The following is a 21,014-nucleotide window of genomic DNA, read 5'->3' as shown; positions in this document are numbered from 1 at the left end:
CTCAAACAAACAAATTTCTTCCATTTTTTCGACAAATATCACAAAAAAATTACATTTAAACGATTGCAAAGTCGATTTAACTAAGTAATCATCTTTACGAGCTTAATGCTCATCTAATTATAAGTCTTCTAATAGCACACCGGAGGAAACCCATAATGACCGAAACTCATTTAACAACACAACACCTTAGAGAACTACTCTTTTCTGTTATTGGCAATACAAAAGTAAAAAATTATTTTTATGCCTATAATGGCATTTTCAAAGATAATCTTATGATAGGTCTGTATAAAGATGGTAAATTTTATCTGAGATTTTCAGATCTGGATATCGATACTGCTATCAATACTCATAATCTAGAAAGCCTTTCAGATAGCAACATCACCCATTCAGAAAAATATTTTTTACTTCCATCCCCAATTCTCAGCAATCTCACACAATATTCTATCTGGTTTACAAATAGCCTTGCTGAAGTAAGACTAAATAAGCGTAACTTGTACTATACAAAAAAGCATCAGCTAAGAAGTCTTCCGAATATGACCTTCCGCTTAGAAAAATACTTGAACAAAATTAATATTTACTCGATTGAGCAATTAATTGAGAAAGGTGAAATTAATGCTTTTGTTGAGTTAGTGAAGATGGGAATGGATGCAAGTGAAAATACGTTGTTAAAACTACATGGCGCTATCACCCATCAATTTATTTATACCATCACAGACAAAACAAAATCGCAATTACTTTCTGATGCTGACAATGCACTTTATGCGGCGGGCTTACGGAAACGGTTTAAAAACTAAAAAAGAAGCCTTGGAGTTTCCTCCAAGGCTTTATTGTTTAATGCAAACTTACGATTATGCACCCAAACGCTCTTTGATACGCGCAGATTTGCCTGAACGCTCGCGTAAGTAATAAAGTTTCGCTTTGCGAACCGCACCTTTACGTTTCACCGAGATGCTTTCTACTACTGGTGAGTGAGTTTGGAATACACGCTCAACGCCTACGCCATTTGATACTTTACGTAAGGTAAATGCTGAGTGCAAGCCACGGTTACGAATTGCAATAACCACGCCTTCGAACGCTTGCAAACGTCTTTTACTACCTTCTACTACCCATACCTTAACTTCTAATGTGTCACCTGGACGGAAGCCTGGTACGTTTTGTTTTAACTGTTCTTGTTCGATTTGTTTGATGATGTTACTCATTTTGTAAACCTTCTAAATCCTAGAATTAACTGATTTTGTGTTGTTTGATTTTTTTCAACAACACCCGTTGTTCGTCAGTCAGAGCTAGGCTATCCAATAGCTCAGGGCGTCGTTCCCACGTTCGTTTTAACGATTGCTCTAATCGCCATTTGCGAATTTGTTCGTGGTGTCCCGACATCAGCACATCAGGCACTGGCATCCCGTCTAACACTTCAGGGCGGGTGTAGTGCGGGCAATCTAATAACCCTTCGGCAAAAGAATCTTCCAAAGCAGAAGCCTGTTTGCCAAGCACACCTGGGACAAAGCGAGCAACGGCATCAATTAGCGTCATTGCAGGCAATTCTCCCCCTGTAAGCACATAATCCCCGATTGACCATTCCTCATCAATTTCAGTTTGAATCAATCGTTCGTCGATCCCTTCGTAACGTCCACAGACTAAAATCAATTTTTGATTTTCAGCCAGCTCTTGTACGCCTGTTTGATCGAGCTTACGTCCTTGCGGTGACAGGTAAATTACTTTTACCTGACTACCATCTGCACAAGCGGTCTGTTTTGCGGCACGAATTGCATCTCGCAACGGCTGCACCATCATCAACATTCCTGGCCCGCCACCGTAAGGGCGTTCGTCCACGGTTTTATGTTTATCGAAAGTGAAATCACGCGGATTCCAACATTCCACTTGCAATAAATTGTGTTTTACAGCTCTACCAGTTACCCCATATTCAGTGATTGCTTTAAACATTTCGGGGAATAGCGAGATAATTCCAATCCACATTTCCGACCTGCTACGACTTAAAAGCTAACTGCATACCTGAGGTTAGAAACCAGCGTCCCACTCCACCGTAATAGTTTTGGTGGTGAGATCTACTCTTTTAACTACTTGTTCATATAAGAACGGAACTAACCGCTCTTGTTTACCGAAAGCATCTTTGCTGTTAGCTCTCACCACTAACACATCGTTTGAACCTGTTTCCATTAACTCAGTGACGACACCCATTGCATAGCCTTCTAGGTTCACTACTTGGCAGCCGATTAAATCGTGCCAATAGTAGTCGCCTTCTTCCAATTCAGGAAACACGGCCAAATCCACGCCAATTTCAGCGTTGGTTAAAAGCTGTGCCGCTTCACGGTCGTCTGTGCCAGTTAATTTCACAATCAAATCGTTGTTGTGATAACGCCAGCTTTCGAGTTCAACTTGTTGCCATTGTCCTTTCACTTTTAAGAACCATGGCTGATAGTTGAAAATGCTTTCTGCTTGTTCTGTGGATGAATAAAGACGCAACCAGCCACGGATACCATAGGTTGAACCTAATTTTCCGACAACTTCAATTTTTTGTTCGCTCATATTCACCTACATCAAAATAAAATTAAGCTGCTTTACGAGCTTCTTTCACTAAAACGGCAACACGATCAGAAAGTGATGCACCTTTAGCTAGCCACTCATCAACTTTAGCCACGTCTAAGCGTAAACGCTCAGCGTTGCCCGCTGCGATTGGGTTGAAGAAACCGATACGCTCGATGAAACGACCGTCACGCGGTGAACGGCTATCCGCTACCACGATTTGATAGAATGGGCGTTTTTTAGCTCCGCCACGAGTTAAACGAATGGTTACCATAACGTTCCTTAAATAATGATAGTAAAAAGAAAACCCTCGTTCGAGGTGAGGGTACGACATTTGTTTACTCAAAAAAGAGAGAAAACAAGCGGTCGGATTATACTGATTTTTTGCAAAAAAACAAGGGACACTAAGTCCCTTGTTTTCTTATCTTTCTGTGTGATGGGCTGATATTATAATGATTGTGCTAAACGATCTAATTCAGCTTTCGCACTTGCCTGTGCTTTTTCTAAGGCTTCTGGACCATAGGCTAATGCTTCGGCGTACACGAACTCAACATCAGTAATACCAATAAAACCTAAAAAGACTTGAATATAAGATTTTACTAAATCAGTCGGGCCATCCTTATGAATACCACCAGTCGTTAAAATAACGATGGCTTTTTTACCTTTAACTAAGCCTTCTGGACCCTCAGAAGTATATTGGAAAGTCACGCCTGCACGTGCAATAAAGTCAAAGTAACTTTTTAGTTGTGCTGGTACGTTAAAGTTATACATTGGTGCATTGATCACAACTACATCTGTGGCTTTTAATTCAGCAACTAATTCATCTGATAACGCCAACAATGCTTTTTGCTCATCTGTTTGTGGCTCACCACGAGTTGCCGCTGCGGCATTACCTGTAAAATACGGTAATGGTTGAGCGACTAAATCACGCGTTTTTACTGAAGCCGATAATTTTTCAACGAAATAATCGCTCAATGCGTTTGATTGTGAATGAGTGTCAAGAATACTTGATTTTAAAACTAAAACATTTTTCATGTGATACCTTAATAAAATAATGGTTAACAGTGGAAGTGCATTTTATTCATAAATAACGAGTAAATAAATAGCAAATAAATAAAAAGAGAATTTACTCAAATTAAATAATCATCATGACAAGCGGTCACTTTCTTGCCGAATTTTGCAAATTTCACGCTATGCCCATTCAGCAAACTCAACATACTCTGCAAGCTCGGGGAATTGTTTAAGCCATTTGTGCCATTGTACTTTATCAACTTCAATCGTTAGCAAGCGGTCGCCGAAGTCGTTGAAAGCTTCACTTTTGATACAGTTGTGTTGGCGGAATTGGGTGTAGAGTTGCCCGGCAGTGATGGGTAGCAGTACCGTTTCGCTCACCAGTTCATTTTTCAGGCAAGCTTGCATTGCGGTGAACAGCAAGTCGATGCCCTGCTGACGTTGAGCAGAGAGATAAACCGCCACGGGTTTGCTCTCATCATTGTATTCAATATGCGGTTCGATGCCCTCTAATTTATCCGCTTTGTTGAAGACCAATAGGGTTGGAATGTCCAACGCCCCGATTTCATCCAGCACTTGATTGACTGCATCAATATTTTCGTTCTTGCGATCGTCTGCAGCATCGATCACATGCAGTAGCAAGGTAGCCTCGGTGGTTTCTTGCAAGGTGGATTTGAAAGCAGAAACCAAATCGTGTGGTAGAAAGCGGATAAAACCAACCGTGTCCGCCAAAATGGTGGTGCCAACATCTTGCACATCAATGCGACGTAAAGTCGGGTCAAGCGTTGCAAACAGCTGGTCGGCGGCATATACCCCTGCATTGGTGATCGCATTAAATAGGGTCGATTTGCCTGCATTGGTGTAACCCACCAGCGAAACTGTCGGAATATCGGCTTTTTGGCGCGTTTTTCGGTTCTGATTGCGTTGTTTGCTGACCTTTTCCAACCGATTTTGCAGCTGCTGAATACGAACTTTGATTAAACGGCGATCGGTTTCTAGCTGGGTTTCACCCGGCCCACGCAAGCCTACTGCACCACCTTTTTGCTGATCTTGATTGCCCAAACGGCGAACCAAGCGGGTCGATAAATGGCGAAGCTGTGCCAGTTCCACCTGTAATTTGCCTTCGTGGGATCTCGCTCGCTGAGCGAAAATATCCAAAATCAAGCCAGTCCGATCGACCACTCGGCAGTCACATAACGACTGTAAATTGCGAGTTTGAGCGGGGCTGAGTTGGTGATTGACCAATACCACATCAGCATCGAATTGTTTGACTGCATCGGCAATTTCTTGGGCTTTGCCTTGCCCAACATAGTATTTGATATGCGGCGATGAACGACTGGTGGTCAGCACGGCGGCTATTTCTACGCCAGCAGATTCTGCAAGGGTTTGAAATTCAAGTAGATTCTCAGTGTCTTTGACCTGGGAAAGATAGAGATGCACCAAAATTGCTCGTTCGGGGAGAGCTTCTGCTGCAACAAGCGGTGAGTTTTCGGCATTTTTTTGCAAAGCAAAACCAAACGCAGCCGAAGATGCGTTTGGTGCTAAACTTTCTGGGGTATAAATAGGATTATTCCGCTTTTTCCGCCACGTCGGTTGCAGGAGCAGCTGCTGCCTGATTTGCGTGGTTGTTATTGTTGTGAGAAATGGCACGTGCCGGTACGATGGTTGAAATCGCATGCTTGTAAACCATTTGGCTCACGGTGTTTTTCAATAAAATCACGAATTGGTCGAACGACTCAATTTGTCCTTGCAGTTTAATGCCGTTTACTAAATAGATTGAAACGGGAATACGTTCACGACGTAACGCATTTAAGTATGGGTCTTGTAAAGATTGACCTTTTGCCATTTTGTTGTCCCTTTTAGTAGTTATATTTTCAGTTTGCCAAAGGCTTGGCGATATTATCACAGAATGCTAGAGATTGTTGTGTTTTTGTGCCAATTTTTCGATCATTTTGTGATAAGCTGCGTCAGGAGCTAAGCTATCAAGCCATTCGATCTCACTGCTCCAACCACGTAGCCAAGTGATCTGGCGTTTGGCAAGTTGGCGGGTGGCACAGATCCCTTTGTAGATCGCTTCATCTAAACTGATTTCTCCCGCCAAATACTCCCACATTTGCCGATAACCTACGCAGCGAATAGACGGTAATTCACGATGCAAATCTCCCCGTTCAAACAACCGCTTAACTTCCTGCTCAAAGCCAAGGGCAATCATTTTTTCAAAACGCTGTTCGATTCGCTGGTGCAGCACAGCCCGATCTTGCGGGGCGATGGCGAATTGCACGATGTCGTAAGGAATGCCTTCGCCTTGCTTCTCGGTGAGTTCCGTCATCGTTTTGCCCGAAATGTAAAACACTTCTAACGCTCGGTTGATCCGCTGGCTGTCGTTTGGGTTGATTCGAGCCGCAGAAATGGGGTCGATTTGGGTGAGTTCTTGATGCAACGTCGCCCAGCCAAATTGGGTTGCTTTGGCTTCAATCTCCGCTCGAATTTCGGGTACTGCAGCCGGTAACGGTGAAAGCCCATCCAACAAACTTTTGTAATAGAGCATTGTTCCGCCCACTAACAGCGGAATTTTACCTTGAGCGGTGATGTCTGCCATCTCCCGCAACGCATCTTCACGAAAATTGGCGACCGAATAACTTTCTGCTGGGTCCAAAATATCAATCAAACGGTGCGGAGCAAGGGCTTGCTCGGCAGCACTCGGTTTTGCGGTACCAATATCCATTCCCTTATAAATCAAAGCAGAATCGACACTAATCACCTCCACTGGCAAGGTTTGCCGTAGTTTTATCGCCAAATCCGTTTTGCCCGATGCCGTTGGGCCCATCAAAAAAATCGCAGTGGTTTTTTGCATTTCAATCTCTAACAAATAACAAGCGGTAAGATTCTACCGAAATTTTGCAAATTTGCCCACTTGCAAAAAATCCCGAGCATCTGACCGCTTGTGAGAAATCGTCTGTGCTGCTTTGCAATCAAAGAGAAACCTTTTATAATTGAGAGCAATTATCAATAGCACAGGAATAGACAATGCCCCTTCACCAACAAGTGGCCAAATTATTGGCAGAAAATCCGAATATCATCACCCTTGAAATTGCCGAAAAATTACAATGCCCTGAAGGCGAGGTATTATGTGCTCTGCCTACGGAGTTTGTGCGGGTGTTCGCGGGCAGCCGTGCGGAAGAAATTTTGACCGTTATTAGTAAGTGGGGCATTTTCACCACTATCATCGAAAAAGAAGGCAGCATTTTTGAGATTAAAGATAACTTCCCAAGTGGGATGATCGGACGGGGTTATTACAATTTGAATATGAAAGGGGATGAAGGAGCGATCCACGGGCATTTGAAACTGGATAACATCGCCAAAATCGCCTTTGTCAGCCTGCCATTCCGCGGTAAAGAGAGCTACAACATTGCGTTTATTGCTCACAGCGGACAAACGATTTTCAAAGTCTATCTCGGTCGTGATGAACAACGCCAACTTTTCCCAGAGCAAGTGGCACAATTTAACGCATTTAGTTAAGGAGAAACTATGTCTAGCAACCGTCAAGAAGTATTACAAAATCGTTTAGGCCCTGAAATTCAAGAGTTCAAACAGCAGTGCAAAACCATTGTATTAGCCACTCTAGATAAAGACGGCAGTCCGAACGTGAGCTATGCACCGTTTGTGGTCAACAATGGCGAATACCAAGTGCTGATTTCAACCATCGCCCGCCACGCTCGCAACTTACTCGAAGTACCCAAAGTATCACTGATGTTACTTGAAGATGAAAGCAAAAGCCGCGAAATTTACGCTCGCCGCCGCTTAACCTTTGACGCAACTGCCCGTGTGGTCGAACGCCACAGTGCAGAGTGGGAAAACGGTGTTGCCGCACTGCAAGCTCGCCACGGTGAAATCGTTGCCAACCTCGCAAAATTGGAAGACTTTAAACTGTTCTGCTTCAAGCCAGAGCAAGGCTTATTTGTCAAAGGCTTCGGCAAAGCATTCCAAGTAACGCCTGACGAATTGGTCAGCTTCGTTCACCTAGACGAAGGCCACCAAGAAGAAGGGCATCAGGAAGATAAATAAGAGAGAGGGAAGATGGGGCAAATCAAAATGCCCCATTTTTTATGCCTACTCACAACCCCAACGCATATTTTAACGCCCGTTTTTTAAGTGGCGTGGCTCGTTGGGCGGCGATAAGTGCAAGGTTGCGTACCATTTTGACAGGCAGTAGTTCCGTTTTGAAGGTTTTATAGAATACATCCATCCCCGTTTGCATCAGCAAGTTATCTGGTTTTCGTCGTTTCTCGTAGCGTTTAAGTACGGCTTCATTAGTCACATCTTCACCTTTTTCGATCGCTTGGGCGATGACCTCCAACAGCACTTTCACATCTTTAAAGCCTAAATTGACGCCTTGCCCTGCCAATGGATTGATCGTATGAGCCGCATCGCCAACCAGTACGACACCTTGTCGCACATAGCTTTGGGCGTGTTGGCGAGTGAGTGGAAAACTGCCAAAATCAACCACTTCCACTTGCCCTAGCCGCTCAGGGAAATGAGCGTTGATTTCGGCGGACAATTTCGCTTTCGAGAGCGATTTCAGCTCGGTGATGCGTTGCGGGGAATCGTACCAAACCACACAGCCATTATCACCTTGCAGTGGCAAAAACGCCCTTGGGCCACTCGGAAAAAATTGCTGCCACGTCACACTTTGCGGCGGCAACTGGGTTTTCACCACTGCCAGCAAGCAATGTTGGCGATATTGCCAGCTCGTCAGCCCGATGCCTGCCCAACCTCTTACCTGCGAATTCGCCCCATCACACGCAAGCAAAATCGGGGCGGAAAATTGACGGCCATTATCGAGTGTTACCGTCCAAATATCATTTTCACGATGAGCAAAAATTTGCGAGAAACCCACCGCTTGAGTGCAGTTTGGATATGTCTGTAACGCTTGCCATAAACCGATTTGGATCACATTGTTTTCCACCATAAAACCAAGCCGATCCAAACCAAGCTCACTGGCATGAAAGACGGTATTAAAGCCGTCGATTTCCCACGTTTCCAAGCCGTCGTAGGCACAAACCCGCATTTCTTCAATTGTCTGCCACGCCCCGAGCTGTTCCAACAAGGCGACTGATGCCGCACTAATCGCAGAAATCCGCACATCATAAGGCTCGCTAGCGGTGAAAGTCGGCAACGGATTTTTCTCAATTAACGCCACTTTCAGCCCCATTTTCGCCAAGCCCAACGCTGCAGCTGCCCCGACCATACCGCCGCCGATGACGATTACCTCTTGTTGTTCCATTTTCCCACCGATTTTTCGATAAAAAATTATGCTGAATTCTACTACAAGCGGTCACTTCTGCCTTGATTTTTGCAAAATTTTTGCGACACCGATCGAAAAAATCACTTTTACTCAATGTAAATTTGAGTGAATGACTTAAATTAGCTAATGAATGGTTAAGCCATTTGAATTTTATCGCCCAAAATAGAAGGAATAACGATGTCTCTCGCGATTATTTACAGTCGAGCCTCCATTGGCGTTGAAGCGCCGCTGGTTACGATTGAAGTGCATATCAGTACGGGCAGCCCAGGGTTGTGCTTGGTCGGTTTGCCCGAGAAAAGCGTGAAAGAAGCCCAAGATCGGGTGCGAAGTGCTTTGCTCAACGCCAATTTTGACTACCCTGCACGCCGCATTACCATCAATCTTGCCCCAGCAGATCTCCCTAAAGAAGGCGGACGATTCGACCTGCCAATTGCCATCGGGATCTTAGCCGCATCAGGACAAATCGATTCAGATAAATTACGCCAATTTGAATTTCTCGGCGAACTCTCGCTAACAGGATTGCTACGGGGCGTACATGGAGCGATTCCAGCGGTGCTTTCGGCGGAAAAAGACCGTCGTGAGCTGATTTTGCCACGACAGAATGCCAACGAAGCGGCATTAGTTTCAAGCACACAAACTTACTGTGCCAGTTCGCTGTTGCAGGTGGTGAATTTTCTGAATCAGCGGGACCAACTGTCAATCGCCCAGCAACTTTCGCAAAAAAACGAGCAAAACCAACCGCTTGTAAGACGGGATTTAACCGACATTATCGGGCAGCAACACGCCAAACGAGCCTTGACCATTGCTGCAGCGGGTCAGCACAACCTGCTGTTTCTCGGCCCGCCTGGTACGGGCAAGACGATGCTCGCCAGCCGCTTGGCGGATTTGCTACCAGAAATGAATGATAGTGAGGCGATTGAAACAGCGTCTGTCACTAGCCTTGTACAGAATGAATTGAATTTTCAGAACTGGAAACAACGCCCCTTCCGAGCCCCTCATCACAGTGCATCAATGGTGGCTTTAGTAGGAGGAGGATCGATCCCAAAACCCAGGCGAAATTAGTTTGGCTCACAATGGTGTACTTTTTTTAGACGAACTACCCGAATTTGAACGTAAGGTGCTAGATGCGTTGCGACAGCCATTGGAATCGGGTGAAATCATCATTTCTCGTGCCAATGCCAAGGTGCAATTTCCTGCTCGATTTCAGCTAATTGCGGCGATGAACCCAAGCCCAACAGGGCATTATCAAGGCACACATAACCGCACGTCGCCGCAGCAAGTGATACGGTATCTCAACCGCTTATCAGGACCGTTTTTAGATCGCTTTGATTTATCGATTGAAGTGCCGCTGTTACCACAAGGGGCATTGCAAAATAAAACAGAACATCGGGGAGAAACCACCGAGCAGGTTCGCAAGCGGGTGCTTTTGGCGAGAGATTTGCAATTCGCAAGGCGGGGGAAAATCAACTCGCAGCTGACCACCCGTGAAATTGAGCAAGATTGCCAACTTAGCTCGCAAGATGCCGCTTTTTTAGAAAGTGCCTTACTGAAACTTGGACTATCGGTGCGTGCGTATCACCGTATTTTGAAGGTGTCCCGCACCATTGCCGATCTTGCTAACGAGCCAACAATCCAACAGCCCCATCTTGCCGAAGCCCTAGGCTATCGAGCAATGGATCGACTGCTGCAACGGTTACAGGGAGAACGCTAGTTATTCCAAAAGTCCCGCCAATTTTGTGATGCACTCGGCTAGCATGAGTTCTTGATTGACGGCATTCACTTCCCGTAGATCACGTTGGGTTTGTTGGATGATTTGATGCCCATTGAGTAGTGCTGTTGAAGATAATGCTTGGCTAAATGGCAAAATTCCCGCTTGTAAATCTGGGTTCGCCCAGCCGATCGCAATATCCATTTTGGCTTTTAGTGCATCGCTGAAAAAAGAGCCGAGCCATTCCAGTTGCATTTGTGCTATCTCACTTTCCGTATCAAAGGCGGAAAGCAGCAGCCACACATCGCGGCTTTTGTAGAATTTCCAGAAGGTTTGCAAGAAGGCCTTGCGGGCTGGCAAGCGGTCAGTTTCTAAGAAAGTTTTGCAACTCAGCGGACGATTATGGCACAAACGTAATGCGGTTTCGATCTCCTCTGGTGTGGCGATTGGCACGGCATGTTGTAACCAGCTCAACGCATCGGCGGATTCAGGAGCGTTCATCAGCCACGTTTGGCAGCGACTCTGAATGGTGGCTAGCATCGCTGCTTGTAACGGGGCTTGGAGCAGAAAATAGACATTTTGGTGCGGCTCTTCCAACGTCTTGAGCAACGCATTCGCCGCCGATTCCGTCAGTCGATCCGCTTGTTGAATAGACACCACCGCATTACCGCCTTGTTGAGCGAACTGCTGCAGTTTAGTGGTTACTTCACGGATTTGGTCGATACCAATATCTTTACCGTCAATTGATTCAAGTAAGTGAAAATCAGGGTGATTGCCGCTTTGCCAGAGCAAACAACTTTTGCACTGTCCACAAGGCTCTTCGCCATTTGGTGTTTGGCAAAACAGCCACGCTGCCAACGCCCGCATGGCGTTTTCTGTGCCTAAACCAACATCGCTCTTAAACAACAAGGCGTGATGACCCCGCCCCTTTGCAAAAGAAGCGGTGATTTTTTGGTAAATATCTGCATGCCAAGGGTAAATGTTCATTATTTCGCCATTTTTATGAAGTTTTCAACCGCTTGTTGAATATCCGCCGAGACTTGCTCAATCGACTGTTCGGCGTTGATAATCACAGCTTTTGGGTTGTTTTGGGTTAGTGCCAAATAACGCTGGCGGGTGCGGTAGAAAAAATCGATATGTTGCTGCTCGATGCGATCTAACGCCCCGCGCCCTTTGGCTCGAGCTAGTCCAATTGCGGGATCGAGATCGAGATAAAGCGTAAAATCTGGCTCAAAATCGCCCAAAATGGCGTTGCCAATGTTATCCACCAACGCTGCCAAATTGCGTCCGCCTCCTTGGTAGGCTTGGCTTGACATATTATGGCGGTCGCCCACCACCCATTTGCCTTGGGCAAGAGCGGGTTGGATCACGGTTTCCACTAGCTGTGTACGAGCCGCAAAAATCATCAACACTTCGGCTTTATCGGTGGTGTGCTCACCGTCAATGCCTTGCTTCCATAAATCTCGCAGGGCTTCGGCAATCGGCGTACCACCGGGTTCGCGGGTGTTGATAAAGTCAATGCCTTGTGCCGCCAATACTTGATTGACTACTCGCACGGCATTGCTTTTACCCGCCCCCTCCAAGCCTTCAATCACAATAAATTTTCCGTTCATTATCTATTCTCACTCTTTCTTTTCTTCTCGATGTGAATCCATTTTTGCACTGCCTTGTTGTGCTCTTCTAAGGTACGACTGAATGCGTGCCCGCCAGAACCGTCCGCCACAAAATAGAAATAAGGTGTTCGGTCGGGTTGTGCTGCAGCCATTAGCGAGGCTTTGCTCGGCATCGCAATCGGTGTCGGTGGTAAACCGTCAATCACATAAGTGTTATAAGGTGTGGGTTCGAGCAGATCCTTTTTACGAATGTTGCCATCGTAGCGGTCGCCCATTCCGTAAATCACTGTTGGATCCGTTTGTAATTTCCAGTTATTTTTCAAGCGGTTAATAAAGACGGAAGCCACTTGCGGGCGTTCGCTCGCTAACGCCGTTTCTTTCTCCACAATCGAGGCTAAAATCAACAGTTGGTAAGGATCAGCAAGGGGTAAGTTTTCCGTCCGATTTTTCCACGCTGCCATCAAATCTTTCTGCTGTTTTTCTGCTGCTCGCTTAAGCAAGGCTAAATCGTCCGAATAGGGTACATAGCGATAAGTATCGGCGGCGAACCAGCCTTCTAATTTTTCGTGTGGAATATTGAGTAATTTAGCAATCTCCGCTTCACTTTTGCCCACTAGCGTTTGATTGAGATAAGGGGCATTTTCTAACTGTTGCCGCCACGTTTTGAAGGTTTTGCCTTCGATAAATTGCAAATTGAGCTGCACTTCTTTGCCGTTGTTAAAATGGGCTAACAGCTCACCTACGTTTGAAACGCCGTTAAGTGAATATACGCCTGCTTTGAATTTGCTTAATTCAGGGTTCAAGCGGATCAAATAAGGCAAAAGCGGGCGATCGTTATCGCTGATGATCTGCTGTGCTGCCAGTTGTTCGGCCAGCTTTTGGCTCGATGTGCCTTTTTCGAGCACAAAAAGGGTATCTGTCGGGGTAATCGGCTGTTGGGCTAATTGGTTGAGTTTATAGTAGGCGAAAAGTCCGCCGCCAAGGGCGATCGCCAAGAGTAAGCCGAGGAAAACAAGAAATTTTTTGAGCATTGTTTGGGATTAAATTAAATGAATAAAAACGGGCGAACCTTACTACAATAGGCACAAAAAAGCCATTACAAGCGGTTAGATTTTGAAAAAGTTTTGCTAATGGGTAAGAAAATGGTGGGTCGTGAAGGATTCGAACCTTCGACCAACGGATTAAAAGTCCGCTGCTCTACCGACTGAGCTAACGACCCCAAAAGGGAGAATCTAAAGTGGTGGGTCGTGAAGGATTCGAACCTTCGACCAACGGATTAAAAGTCCGCTGCTCTACCGACTGAGCTAACGACCCTTTAGATGAATCGCAAATTGAAGTGGTGGGTCGTGAAGGATTCGAACCTTCGACCAACGGATTAAAAGTCCGCTGCTCTACCGACTGAGCTAACGACCCTTAAATTGCGTAACGGACGCGTATCATACGGATTTCCGCATCAGATGCAACCTTTTTTTTCGCTTTTTAAATTATTTGCACAGTTTGCAAGCGATTTGATGATACAAGCGGTCAGTTTCTAGCAAAAAATTGCAAATTTTTCCCCCGTTCTCACCGCTTGTTGAGCGATTATGCTTTCGCTTTTTCTGCTGCTTTTACAATCACTGCAAAGGCTGGAGCTTTAAGTGAAGCACCACCGACTAATGCACCGTCAATGTCTGGCTGAGTGAATAATTCTGCGGCATTTGCATCATTGACTGAACCGCCGTATTGAATAATCACTTGATCCGCCACGGCTTGTGAGTGTTTCGCGATATGGCCCCGAATGAAGGCGTGAACCGCTTGGGCTTGAGCTGGGGTGGCTGATTTGCCCGTACCGATTGCCCAAACTGGCTCGTAAGCAATAACCGCACCGTTAAATGCTTCTGCACCAAGGCTATTTAACACCGCATCTAATTGGCGAGCACACACCTCTTCCGTTTTGCCCGCTTCGTTTTCTGCTTCGGTTTCACCGATGCAAAGCACAGGTACTAAACCCGCTTCTTTTAATGCCGCGAATTTTTTCGCGATAAATTCATCGCTTTCTTTGTGATATGTACGGCGTTCAGAGTGACCGATGATAATGTATTTCGCGCCGAAATCTTTCAACATTGCTGTTGAAATATCACCAGTGAATGCGCCTTGTACATTCACATCTACGTTTTGTGCACCTAATGCGATCACTTTTTTCGTGCTGCAATCGCAACCACAGCTATTTAATGCCGCTTCTGCTTCTGCCAAGTACATCACTGGCGGTGCGATTGCCACATCACAACCCGTTACGCCATCAAGTTCACGTTTTAAACCTTCAACAAGCTCTTTGGTGAATGCTTTGCTGCCGTTTAATTTCCAGTTACCCATCACTAAAGGACGACGTGCCATTTTTGTTCTCCTATATAATCAAATGAAATTCAACTTGCAAACTATACCAAACTTTGCAAAAAATTGGTGTTTTTTCCGCAGAAATCCAAATCCAGATCAACAAATAACTGATAAACTAGCGTCTTTTAAAAAACACAGATAAAAAAGATGCACAACCTACATTTCTTACTCGGCAAGCCACAGCAAGCGGGTAGATTAAAAGCGGAATTTGCAGATTTTATCGTCAAAGAAGAATTGGGCTATTCGCTGGCAGGCGAGGGCGAATTTGTGGCGGTAAAAGTGCGTAAAACCAATGCGAACACACTGTTTGTTGGCGAGAAGTTAGCTGAATTCGCAGGAGTTTCCGCCAAAAATATGAGCTATGCTGGCTTAAAAGATCGTCACGCAATCACAGAACAATGGTTCTGCTTGCACTTAGCAGGTAAGGCAGCACCTGATTTCAGCCAGTTTCAGTTGGACGATGTGGAGATTTTAGAAATTACCCGTCACAACCGCAAAATTCGGGTGGGCAGCTTAGACGGCAACCATTTTGAGTTATTACTGCGTGATGTGGTGGAAAGTGATGAGCTGACCCTTCGCCTTGATCGGCTACAAGCGGTCGGTTTTCCGAACTATTTTACCGAACAACGTTTCGGACGAGATGGGTACAATCTCACTCAAGCACAGCGTTGGGCGGCAGGTGAAATTCAAGTCAACGATCGCAAAAAACGCAGCTTTTACCTCTCTGCTGCTCGCAGTGAAATTTTTAATTTGATTGTTTCTGATCGGATTGCCGCTGGGTTTGTGGATCAAGTATTGGAACACGACATCGTGCAACTTGCAGGTTCAAATAGCTGGTTTGTGGCACAAGCCAATGAATTGGAGGAACTCAACAAGCGGTTAGATTCGGGCGATATTTTGCTAACGGCGGCGTTGATTGGCGAAAATTCGCTAGAGCAGACCGTTAGTGAACGAGAACGATCGATCGTGGCAGAACAGACTTTGTTGCTCAACTTGATGAAAAAAGCACGAATGAATGCCGCCCGCCGAGCGATGTTATGCAAACCGGAAAATCTACGTTGGCAGTTTGAACCAGAAGGCTTGCGGCTACAATTCTTCTTGCCAGCGGGCAGTTATGCCACGGGATTGGTGAGAGAGTTGATGACAATCAAAGAGTAATCACATTCTGACCCGATTGTGGGGCAGACATTGGATAATTTAAGGAACATAATGAATATTTTACTTAGCAACGACGATGGTATTCACGCTGTCGGCATTCAAACGTTAGCCAAAACATTACGTCAAGCAGGACATCAGGTAACAGTTGTGGCACCTGATCGCAATCGCAGTGCGGCATCAAGCTGTTTAACCTTGGTTGATCCGCTTCGTGTGCAACGATTTGATGATGAAAATTACGCTATTGTTGCCGGTACGCCTGCCGATTGTGTCCATTTGGCGTTAAACGGTTTATTGGATACCCCGTTTGATTTGGTCGTATCTGGCATCAATCACGGGGCAAATTTAGGGGATGATATACTCTACTCTGGTACCGTAGCAGCCGCATTGGAGGGACGCCATTTACCATTGCCATCGATTGCCGTTTCTCTTGTTGGTAGCAAAGACAGCGGCTATGCCTACATGCCAAATGCTTGTCACTTTGAAACGGCCGCTCAAGTCGTGCTTGATCTACTGCCTAATTTAACTCAGGGTCAAATTCCTGCTGAGCAGGTCTTAAACGTTAATGTACCAAATTTGCCTTATGACCAACTCAAAGGCTTCGTGGCAACTCGTTTGGGTGATCGCTCGCCTGCGGCGGAAATCATCAAGCAGCAAGATCCACGCGGGGCAAATATTTATTGGATAGGCACCACCGGAAAACCGATTGATAAAAGTGAAGGAACCGATTTTTATGCGATTGAACGTGATTATGTGTCGATCACACCAATTCAAGCAGATATGACCGCTCATCGCTCTATCCAAACCCTACAAGGACTATTGTGATGAAACTTTTCGGTACCATTTATGACAAAACGATGCAGTGGGCAACGCATAAATATGCGTCAGCGTGGTTAGCCTTTGTCAGTTTTATTGAAGCGATTTTCTTCCCTATTCCGCCCGATGTAATGCTGATTCCAATGTCGATGAGCAAACCGCATAATGCAATGCGTTATGCGATTTACACCACCACAGCATCAGTACTAGGTGGCATTATCGGTTATGCCATTGGCTATTTTGCATTTGATTGGGTAAAAGACATTATTACCGATTGGGGAATGCAAGCCAATTTTGATAAAGCAATGCACTGGTTTGAAACGTGGGGCGTGGCAATTGTGTTTTTAGCAGGGTTTTCGCCGATTCCGTATAAAATATTTACGATTTGTGCGGGCGTGATGCAAATGGCATTCTTGCCCTTTATTGTCACGGCGGCAATTTCCCGTTTTGCTCGGTTCGTTCTTGTGGCAAAATTATCCGCTTGGGGCGGCGAAAAATATGCGGATAAAATTCGACGCTCAATTGAACTGATTGGCTGGGGCACGGTGGTCATTGCGATCGTTGCCTACTTGATTTATCAATTATTCCACTAATATTCGATGATATTTAACTAAGGAACCATTATGAAAAAGTCATTCTTACTTTTACCTGTTATCGCATTAGGATTAAGTGCTTGTTCAAACACATCTTCAGAACAAGGGACTGCCGCAGATGTAACTAGCGTTGCCATGCCAGATTGGCAAAGCACCAGTGTGCAACCAGTTGAAATGCCAAGCACTATGAATCAGCCAACTTATCAGCCACAGGTGCAAACACAAATACAGCTCCCCGTACCCATTCAACCGCAATACCAACCACAAGCGGTGCCTGTAAATGTACAACCTGTGGCACAACCAACTTATCAGCCAAATACCATGAGTGCATCGACAGAAGCTATCGGCAACTGCCAAGTGGTACGTGATAGCAACAACACGCCAGTTTATGCTCAAATCCAAAAAGGCTGCTATACCGACTCTTCTTATACGGTAGGCAAATACGACACCGTCTTTTTAATTGCCTATCTTGCAGGTAAAAATGTGTCTGAAATTGCTGCTCTAAATAACTTAACCCAACCTTATCAATTAAGAATGGGTCAAATTTTGCGTTTAAAATAATTAAAGGATAAGCAATGCAAAAATCGCTTTTTTTACTACCACTTGCCGCTGTGGTTTTAACGGCTTGTAGTACAAACTCTCCAGCTCCCGTTGTGAGTGCGGATGGCTCAGAGTTGAGCCCTGGCATTATGCAGCCTGTGGCAGGCACAGGGGCTATGACGCCTAGTTATGGTTGGCAAACTGACGTGCAACCAGCACCAATGCCAAACACCATGAGCCAGCCAACCTATACTCCGCCAGTACAGCCAACGTATCAACCCGTTGTCCCTACTCCACAGCCCGTAGTGACAGCTCCGACACCAACGCCAGCGCCTACACCGAAGCCAGCCGCAAAAACAACGCCTGCTGCTAAAAAAACTGTGTCGCAAGATTTCACCATTCCACGTGATGAAAAAAACGCCCCGATCTACAGCCAAATCGACAAAGGCTTCTATAACGGCGACACCTACACCGTGCGTAAAGGCGATACTATGTTCTTAATCGCTTATATCGCGGGCAAAGATGTGAAAGAAATTGCGAAGTTGAATAATTTGAACGAGCCTTATCAACTCCATATTGGGCAGAAAATCAAATTAGGCAATCTAGCTCCAACCCAAACGGCAACAACCACACCAGCCACACCAAAACCAGTCGAGCCACAAGTGACTTATACACAGGCACCAAACGGCACCGCATTCGGTTCTGACGGTACGGTAACTGGTCCAATTAAAGCTGGTGCAGGAACGACGCCACCACGTCAAACACAAGGTGTCACCGCAACAACTGGCACACCACAGCCAACTATCACGGCAACGGCAGGCTCGGTTCAAGCTACAACACCAGCACAGCCCCCAATTGCTTCTGCGGTGAAATGGCAATGGCCAACAGAAGGGCGAATCGTCTCAAGTTTCTCATCCGCTGAAGGGGGTAACAAAGGGATTGACATTGCGGGTAACAAAGGACAGCCCGTCAAAGCAGCGGCCGCAGGTAAAGTGGTTTACGCAGGCAATGCCTTGCAAGGTTACGGTAACTTAATCATCATCAAACATAATGATGATTTCTTAAGTGCCTACGCCCATAACGATAGCATCAACGTTGATGAGCAAGACAATGTCAAGGCTGGTGAAACCATTGCAACGCTTGGTAGCACAGGCACTAACAGCAATAAATTGCACTTTGAAATTCGTTATCACGGCAAATCTGTCGACCCTGCACGTTACTTGCCAAGACGCTAATTTGCAAAAAATTGGCAGAATCTGACCGCTTGTTGCCTTACAAGCGGTCACTTTTTAAGGAAATTTTACCAATGACAATCCGTTGTAGCTGGGCTGGCAACAGTCAGATTTACATCGACTATCACGATAATGAATGGGGCAAACCTGAATTTGATAGCCGTAAACTGTTCGAAAAGATTTGTTTGGAAGGGCAACAAGCCGGGCTGTCTTGGATCACTGTACTGAAAAAACGTGAAGCCTATCGCCAGGCTTTTCACCAATTTTCTCCTGAAAAAATCGCCACCATGACGGAAGCCGATCTTGATCACCTCATGGAAAATGCAGAATTGATCCGCCACCGCGCAAAACTGGAAGCCATCGTGAAAAACGCTAAAGCTTATCTTGCGATGCAAGCAAACGGCGAAGATTTTAGCCAATTCATTTGGGCATTTGTTGACGGGCAACCGCAAATCAACGATGTGCCAACGATGAGTGCGATTGCCACCAAAACAGAAATCTCTAAAGCCATGTCAAAAGCATTGAAGAAAAGAGGCTTTGTGTTCGTAGGGGAAACCACTTGCTATGCATTTATGCAGTCTATGGGCTTGGTGGATGACCATGTAAATCACTGTTTTTGTAAAACCCATTTGCAAAAAAATGAACGCATCTGACCGCTTGCTTGTCCTTTTTGCCCATCACGATGAATTTCTGCCTGCAGAATTTCACGATTTTCCCACGCCACAAAATAGACCTATTTCACAACTGTCAGAACGCCAATTACGGAAATGGAAAAGCCAACGAATGGCCTATTTTTTATTAGATCACATATTTGAACAATATGCGTTAGACAAAACATTATTAAAAAACATATTACGTACAGAAAGTGGCAGACCTTATATTAAGTCTGATCAAATTGATTTTAATATTAGCCATTCTGGTGAGTGGGTTGCCATTATTTTTGCCATAAGTAAAAATAAAAAAATGGTCGGCATTGATATTGAACACCCACAAAAAACAAGACGATATTTAGATTTATTAGCGTATTATGCCAAACCACAAGAAATAATCGAAATTCAAAATAAGAATATCCTTCCACAATTAACCAATATAGCATCACGCTTTTATTTAAGTTGGTGTTTACGTGAAGCGGTTTTAAAATCTCAAGGTGTGGGAATTATTAAATTATCTGAAGTTAAACATTCGCTAAGTCAACAAACTATTCACTCAAGCCATTGCCCAACGGGAAAACTCTGTTTTCACGCTGACTTACCGTTTTACTTAGCTTATTTTTTTGAGCAATCTTCCGAAGCCGTACAGTTACCGCCTATTTTTCAATGGAAAAATAAGCAATACGATTTAATTGAATCCCCCCCTACTCTTATTTATCAAGTTAATTAAACAGGAAAATATCATGAGCCAAATTCATCAATTCTCACAAAATGATCTCCAAATTATTCGCGAAGAAACCGTGTATAAAGGCCACTTTCAACTCAAAAAAATGGTCTTCCGCCATAAACTATTTTCTGGAGAAATGAGCGGCGAAGTCACACGGGAATTACTGATTAAAGGGGCAGCCGCTGCGGTGATTGCTTACGATCCTGTTCGTGATGCGGTGGTGCTGGTTGAACAAGTACGGATAGGTGCTTACGATCCTCATGGAAGCCATTCTCCTTGGTTAGTAGAACTCATCGCGGGCATGGTAGACACCGACGAATCACCTGAAGAAGTGGCTATTCGGGAAAGTCAAGAAGAAGCTGGATTGACCGTCAGCAACCTGCAGCACGCCGTCAGCGTATGGGACAGCCCGGGCGGCACAGTAGAACGCTTACACCTTTTCTTAGGCTTAGTGGATAGCTCACAAGTCGGTGGAATTTATGGTTTAGAAGAAGAAAACGAAGATATTTTAGTCCACGTTGTTAGCCGTTCACAGGCGTATCAATGGGTTGAAGAAGGTAAAATTGATAATGTGATTGCCGTTGTTGGCTTACAGTGGTTACAACTTAATTATCAACATTATATTCAAAAGTAATGCCGTTAAAGTTAAATCAAAAAACTTTATTTAATGTCACGAAAGACAATTAAAGTGCAAAGAAAATAGAATGTACGTATAATTACACCCGTTTAAATTATTCATTCAATACGAGG

At 45.0% G+C, this 21,014-nt stretch carries 24 protein-coding genes, 3 tRNA genes and 1 pseudogene; 12 read left to right on the top strand and 16 right to left on the bottom strand.

The genetic code is table 11. The annotated features are described in order from the left end of the window. Positions 1–155: 155 nt before the first annotated feature. Positions 156–794: a TfoX/Sxy family DNA transformation protein gene (locus A4G17_RS02840; RefSeq protein ID WP_123957339.1), complete on the top strand. Its 639-nt coding sequence runs from the start codon at positions 156–158 to the stop codon at positions 792–794. Positions 795–848: 54 nt separating this feature from the next. On the opposite strand, the gene rplS is transcribed toward A4G17_RS02840, so the two are convergent. The 8 genes from rplS to miaA all read right to left on the bottom strand — a co-directional run bounded on the left by rplS (position 849) and on the right by miaA (position 6,406). Next, complete coding sequence (rplS, locus tag A4G17_RS02835) at positions 849–1,199, bottom strand: 50S ribosomal protein L19 (RefSeq protein ID WP_123957340.1); 351 nt, start codon at positions 1,197–1,199, stop codon at positions 849–851. A gap of 25 nt (positions 1,200–1,224) precedes the next feature. Further along, the gene (gene trmD, locus A4G17_RS02830) at positions 1,225–1,974 is read right to left on the bottom strand and encodes a tRNA (guanosine(37)-N1)-methyltransferase TrmD (RefSeq protein ID WP_123957341.1); all 750 of its coding nucleotides are present in this window, start codon (positions 1,972–1,974) and stop codon (positions 1,225–1,227) included. Between the two features lie 42 nt (positions 1,975–2,016). Continuing rightward, entirely contained in the window at positions 2,017–2,544 is a 528-nt protein-coding gene (rimM, locus tag A4G17_RS02825) for a ribosome maturation factor RimM (RefSeq protein WP_123957342.1), read from the bottom strand. Positions 2,545–2,566: 22 nt separating this feature from the next. Continuing rightward, positions 2,567–2,815 carry a 30S ribosomal protein S16 gene (gene rpsP, locus A4G17_RS02820; protein WP_123957343.1) on the bottom strand — a complete coding sequence of 83 codons (249 nt, stop codon included), beginning with the start codon at positions 2,813–2,815 and terminating at the stop codon, positions 2,567–2,569. Positions 2,816–2,988: 173 nt separating this feature from the next. After that, a complete protein-coding gene (locus A4G17_RS02815; protein WP_123957344.1) occupies positions 2,989–3,576 on the bottom strand; it encodes an FMN-dependent NADH-azoreductase in 588 nt (195 codons plus the stop codon). Positions 3,577–3,732: 156 nt separating this feature from the next. Then, on the bottom strand, positions 3,733–5,058 hold the full coding sequence (gene hflX / locus A4G17_RS02810; RefSeq protein ID WP_123957345.1) for a ribosome rescue GTPase HflX: 1,326 nt from the start codon (positions 5,056–5,058) through the stop codon (positions 3,733–3,735). Between the two features lie 61 nt (positions 5,059–5,119). Then, positions 5,120–5,398: an RNA chaperone Hfq gene (gene hfq / locus A4G17_RS02805; RefSeq protein WP_123957346.1), complete on the bottom strand. Its 279-nt coding sequence runs from the start codon at positions 5,396–5,398 to the stop codon at positions 5,120–5,122. A gap of 66 nt (positions 5,399–5,464) precedes the next feature. Continuing rightward, positions 5,465–6,406, bottom strand: coding sequence for a tRNA (adenosine(37)-N6)-dimethylallyltransferase MiaA (gene miaA, locus A4G17_RS02800; protein WP_123957347.1), 942 nt, complete (start codon positions 6,404–6,406; stop codon positions 5,465–5,467). A 173-nt stretch (positions 6,407–6,579) separates the two neighbouring features. Between miaA and hutX the strand changes: the two genes are divergently transcribed. Then, a complete protein-coding gene (gene hutX / locus A4G17_RS02795; RefSeq protein WP_123957348.1) occupies positions 6,580–7,071 on the top strand; it encodes a heme utilization cystosolic carrier protein HutX in 492 nt (163 codons plus the stop codon). A gap of 9 nt (positions 7,072–7,080) precedes the next feature. Continuing rightward, entirely contained in the window at positions 7,081–7,617 is a 537-nt protein-coding gene (gene hutZ, locus A4G17_RS02790) for a heme utilization protein HutZ (protein ID WP_123957349.1), read from the top strand. A gap of 49 nt (positions 7,618–7,666) precedes the next feature. Here hutZ and A4G17_RS02785 read toward each other — a convergent pair whose 3' ends face one another. Continuing rightward, positions 7,667–8,836 carry an FAD-dependent oxidoreductase gene (locus A4G17_RS02785; RefSeq protein WP_123957350.1) on the bottom strand — a complete coding sequence of 390 codons (1,170 nt, stop codon included), beginning with the start codon at positions 8,834–8,836 and terminating at the stop codon, positions 7,667–7,669. 198 nt (positions 8,837–9,034) lie between these two features. Between A4G17_RS02785 and A4G17_RS02780 the strand changes: the two are divergent. Beyond that, positions 9,035–10,568: pseudogene (locus tag A4G17_RS02780) on the top strand (YifB family Mg chelatase-like AAA ATPase). Here A4G17_RS02780 and A4G17_RS02775 read toward each other — a convergent pair. The 7 genes from A4G17_RS02775 to tpiA all read right to left on the bottom strand — a co-directional run bounded on the left by A4G17_RS02775 (position 10,569) and on the right by tpiA (position 14,551). Then, on the bottom strand, positions 10,569–11,552 hold the full coding sequence (locus A4G17_RS02775) for a DNA polymerase III subunit delta' (RefSeq protein WP_123957351.1): 984 nt from the start codon (positions 11,550–11,552) through the stop codon (positions 10,569–10,571). After that, entirely contained in the window at positions 11,552–12,178 is a 627-nt protein-coding gene (tmk, locus tag A4G17_RS02770; RefSeq protein WP_123957352.1) for a dTMP kinase, read from the bottom strand. Before tmk ends, A4G17_RS02775 begins: the two co-directional genes overlap by 1 nt. Continuing rightward, entirely contained in the window at positions 12,178–13,209 is a 1,032-nt protein-coding gene (mltG, locus tag A4G17_RS02765) for an endolytic transglycosylase MltG (RefSeq protein ID WP_123957353.1), read from the bottom strand. Before mltG ends, tmk begins: the two co-directional genes overlap by 1 nt. Positions 13,210–13,321: 112 nt before the next feature. Then, positions 13,322–13,397 (bottom strand) — tRNA-Lys (locus A4G17_RS02760). 19 nt (positions 13,398–13,416) lie between these two features. Beyond that, a tRNA-Lys gene (locus A4G17_RS02755) sits at positions 13,417–13,492 on the bottom strand. A 23-nt stretch (positions 13,493–13,515) separates the two neighbouring features. Continuing rightward, positions 13,516–13,591: transfer RNA gene (locus tag A4G17_RS02750), tRNA-Lys, on the bottom strand. Between the two features lie 168 nt (positions 13,592–13,759). Further along, positions 13,760–14,551 carry a triose-phosphate isomerase gene (gene tpiA, locus A4G17_RS02745; protein ID WP_123957354.1) on the bottom strand — a complete coding sequence of 264 codons (792 nt, stop codon included), beginning with the start codon at positions 14,549–14,551 and terminating at the stop codon, positions 13,760–13,762. Between the two features lie 147 nt (positions 14,552–14,698). On the opposite strand from tpiA, the gene truD reads away from it, so the two are divergent. The 8 genes from truD (at position 14,699) to nudF (ending at position 20,898) form a co-directional block, all read left to right on the top strand. Then, positions 14,699–15,709, top strand: coding sequence for a tRNA pseudouridine(13) synthase TruD (gene truD, locus A4G17_RS02740; RefSeq protein WP_123957355.1), 1,011 nt, complete (start codon positions 14,699–14,701; stop codon positions 15,707–15,709). 51 nt (positions 15,710–15,760) lie between these two features. Beyond that, positions 15,761–16,531: a 5'/3'-nucleotidase SurE gene (gene surE / locus A4G17_RS02735; protein ID WP_123957356.1), complete on the top strand. Its 771-nt coding sequence runs from the start codon at positions 15,761–15,763 to the stop codon at positions 16,529–16,531. After that, complete coding sequence (locus A4G17_RS02730; RefSeq protein ID WP_123957357.1) at positions 16,531–17,115, top strand: YqaA family protein; 585 nt, start codon at positions 16,531–16,533, stop codon at positions 17,113–17,115. The genes surE and A4G17_RS02730 overlap by 1 nt, the downstream gene beginning before the upstream one ends. 30 nt (positions 17,116–17,145) lie before the next feature. Beyond that, positions 17,146–17,676, top strand: coding sequence for a LysM peptidoglycan-binding domain-containing protein (locus A4G17_RS02725; RefSeq protein WP_123957358.1), 531 nt, complete (start codon positions 17,146–17,148; stop codon positions 17,674–17,676). Between the two features lie 14 nt (positions 17,677–17,690). Beyond that, positions 17,691–18,890: a peptidoglycan DD-metalloendopeptidase family protein gene (locus tag A4G17_RS02720; protein ID WP_123957359.1), complete on the top strand. Its 1,200-nt coding sequence runs from the start codon at positions 17,691–17,693 to the stop codon at positions 18,888–18,890. Between the two features lie 71 nt (positions 18,891–18,961). Then, a complete protein-coding gene (locus tag A4G17_RS02715; RefSeq protein ID WP_123957360.1) occupies positions 18,962–19,540 on the top strand; it encodes a DNA-3-methyladenine glycosylase I in 579 nt (192 codons plus the stop codon). Beyond that, the gene (locus A4G17_RS02710; protein WP_123957361.1) at positions 19,527–20,267 is read left to right on the top strand and encodes a 4'-phosphopantetheinyl transferase family protein; all 741 of its coding nucleotides are present in this window, start codon (positions 19,527–19,529) and stop codon (positions 20,265–20,267) included. The genes A4G17_RS02715 and A4G17_RS02710 overlap by 14 nt, the downstream gene beginning before the upstream one ends. Positions 20,268–20,280: 13 nt before the next feature. Further along, positions 20,281–20,898: an ADP-ribose diphosphatase gene (nudF, locus tag A4G17_RS02705; protein WP_123957362.1), complete on the top strand. Its 618-nt coding sequence runs from the start codon at positions 20,281–20,283 to the stop codon at positions 20,896–20,898. The last annotated feature ends 116 nt before the right edge of the window (positions 20,899–21,014 follow it).

The sequence above is a fragment of the Frederiksenia canicola genome (assembly GCF_011455495.1).
Lineage (GTDB): Bacteria > Pseudomonadota > Gammaproteobacteria > Enterobacterales > Pasteurellaceae > Frederiksenia > Frederiksenia canicola.
This window is presented reverse-complemented; position numbering and strand designations above follow the sequence as displayed.

What these genes read in the sequence shown, in the direction of transcription:
- A4G17_RS02840 (WP_123957339.1), top strand. Translation starts at nt 156, where the DNA reads ATGACCGAAACTCATTTAACAACACAACACCTTAGAGAACTACTCTTT.
- rplS (WP_123957340.1), bottom strand. Translation starts at nt 1,199, where the DNA reads ATGAGTAACATCATCAAACAAATCGAACAAGAACAGTTAAAACAAAAC.
- trmD (WP_123957341.1), bottom strand. Translation starts at nt 1,974, where the DNA reads ATGTGGATTGGAATTATCTCGCTATTCCCCGAAATGTTTAAAGCAATC.
- rimM (WP_123957342.1), bottom strand. Translation starts at nt 2,544, where the DNA reads ATGAGCGAACAAAAAATTGAAGTTGTCGGAAAATTAGGTTCAACCTAT.
- rpsP (WP_123957343.1), bottom strand. Translation starts at nt 2,815, where the DNA reads ATGGTAACCATTCGTTTAACTCGTGGCGGAGCTAAAAAACGCCCATTC.
- A4G17_RS02815 (WP_123957344.1), bottom strand. Translation starts at nt 3,576, where the DNA reads ATGAAAAATGTTTTAGTTTTAAAATCAAGTATTCTTGACACTCATTCA.
- hfq (WP_123957346.1), bottom strand. Translation starts at nt 5,398, where the DNA reads ATGGCAAAAGGTCAATCTTTACAAGACCCATACTTAAATGCGTTACGT.
- miaA (WP_123957347.1), bottom strand. Translation starts at nt 6,406, where the DNA reads ATGCAAAAAACCACTGCGATTTTTTTGATGGGCCCAACGGCATCGGGC.
- hutX (WP_123957348.1), top strand. Translation starts at nt 6,580, where the DNA reads ATGCCCCTTCACCAACAAGTGGCCAAATTATTGGCAGAAAATCCGAAT.
- hutZ (WP_123957349.1), top strand. Translation starts at nt 7,081, where the DNA reads ATGTCTAGCAACCGTCAAGAAGTATTACAAAATCGTTTAGGCCCTGAA.
- A4G17_RS02785 (WP_123957350.1), bottom strand. Translation starts at nt 8,836, where the DNA reads ATGGAACAACAAGAGGTAATCGTCATCGGCGGCGGTATGGTCGGGGCA.
- A4G17_RS02775 (WP_123957351.1), bottom strand. Translation starts at nt 11,552, where the DNA reads ATGAACATTTACCCTTGGCATGCAGATATTTACCAAAAAATCACCGCT.
- tmk (WP_123957352.1), bottom strand. Translation starts at nt 12,178, where the DNA reads ATGAACGGAAAATTTATTGTGATTGAAGGCTTGGAGGGGGCGGGTAAA.
- mltG (WP_123957353.1), bottom strand. Translation starts at nt 13,209, where the DNA reads ATGCTCAAAAAATTTCTTGTTTTCCTCGGCTTACTCTTGGCGATCGCC.
- tpiA (WP_123957354.1), bottom strand. Translation starts at nt 14,551, where the DNA reads ATGGCACGTCGTCCTTTAGTGATGGGTAACTGGAAATTAAACGGCAGC.
- truD (WP_123957355.1), top strand. Translation starts at nt 14,699, where the DNA reads ATGCACAACCTACATTTCTTACTCGGCAAGCCACAGCAAGCGGGTAGA.
- surE (WP_123957356.1), top strand. Translation starts at nt 15,761, where the DNA reads ATGAATATTTTACTTAGCAACGACGATGGTATTCACGCTGTCGGCATT.
- A4G17_RS02730 (WP_123957357.1), top strand. Translation starts at nt 16,531, where the DNA reads ATGAAACTTTTCGGTACCATTTATGACAAAACGATGCAGTGGGCAACG.
- A4G17_RS02725 (WP_123957358.1), top strand. Translation starts at nt 17,146, where the DNA reads ATGAAAAAGTCATTCTTACTTTTACCTGTTATCGCATTAGGATTAAGT.
- A4G17_RS02720 (WP_123957359.1), top strand. Translation starts at nt 17,691, where the DNA reads ATGCAAAAATCGCTTTTTTTACTACCACTTGCCGCTGTGGTTTTAACG.
- A4G17_RS02715 (WP_123957360.1), top strand. Translation starts at nt 18,962, where the DNA reads ATGACAATCCGTTGTAGCTGGGCTGGCAACAGTCAGATTTACATCGAC.
- A4G17_RS02710 (WP_123957361.1), top strand. Translation starts at nt 19,527, where the DNA reads ATGAACGCATCTGACCGCTTGCTTGTCCTTTTTGCCCATCACGATGAA.
- nudF (WP_123957362.1), top strand. Translation starts at nt 20,281, where the DNA reads ATGAGCCAAATTCATCAATTCTCACAAAATGATCTCCAAATTATTCGC.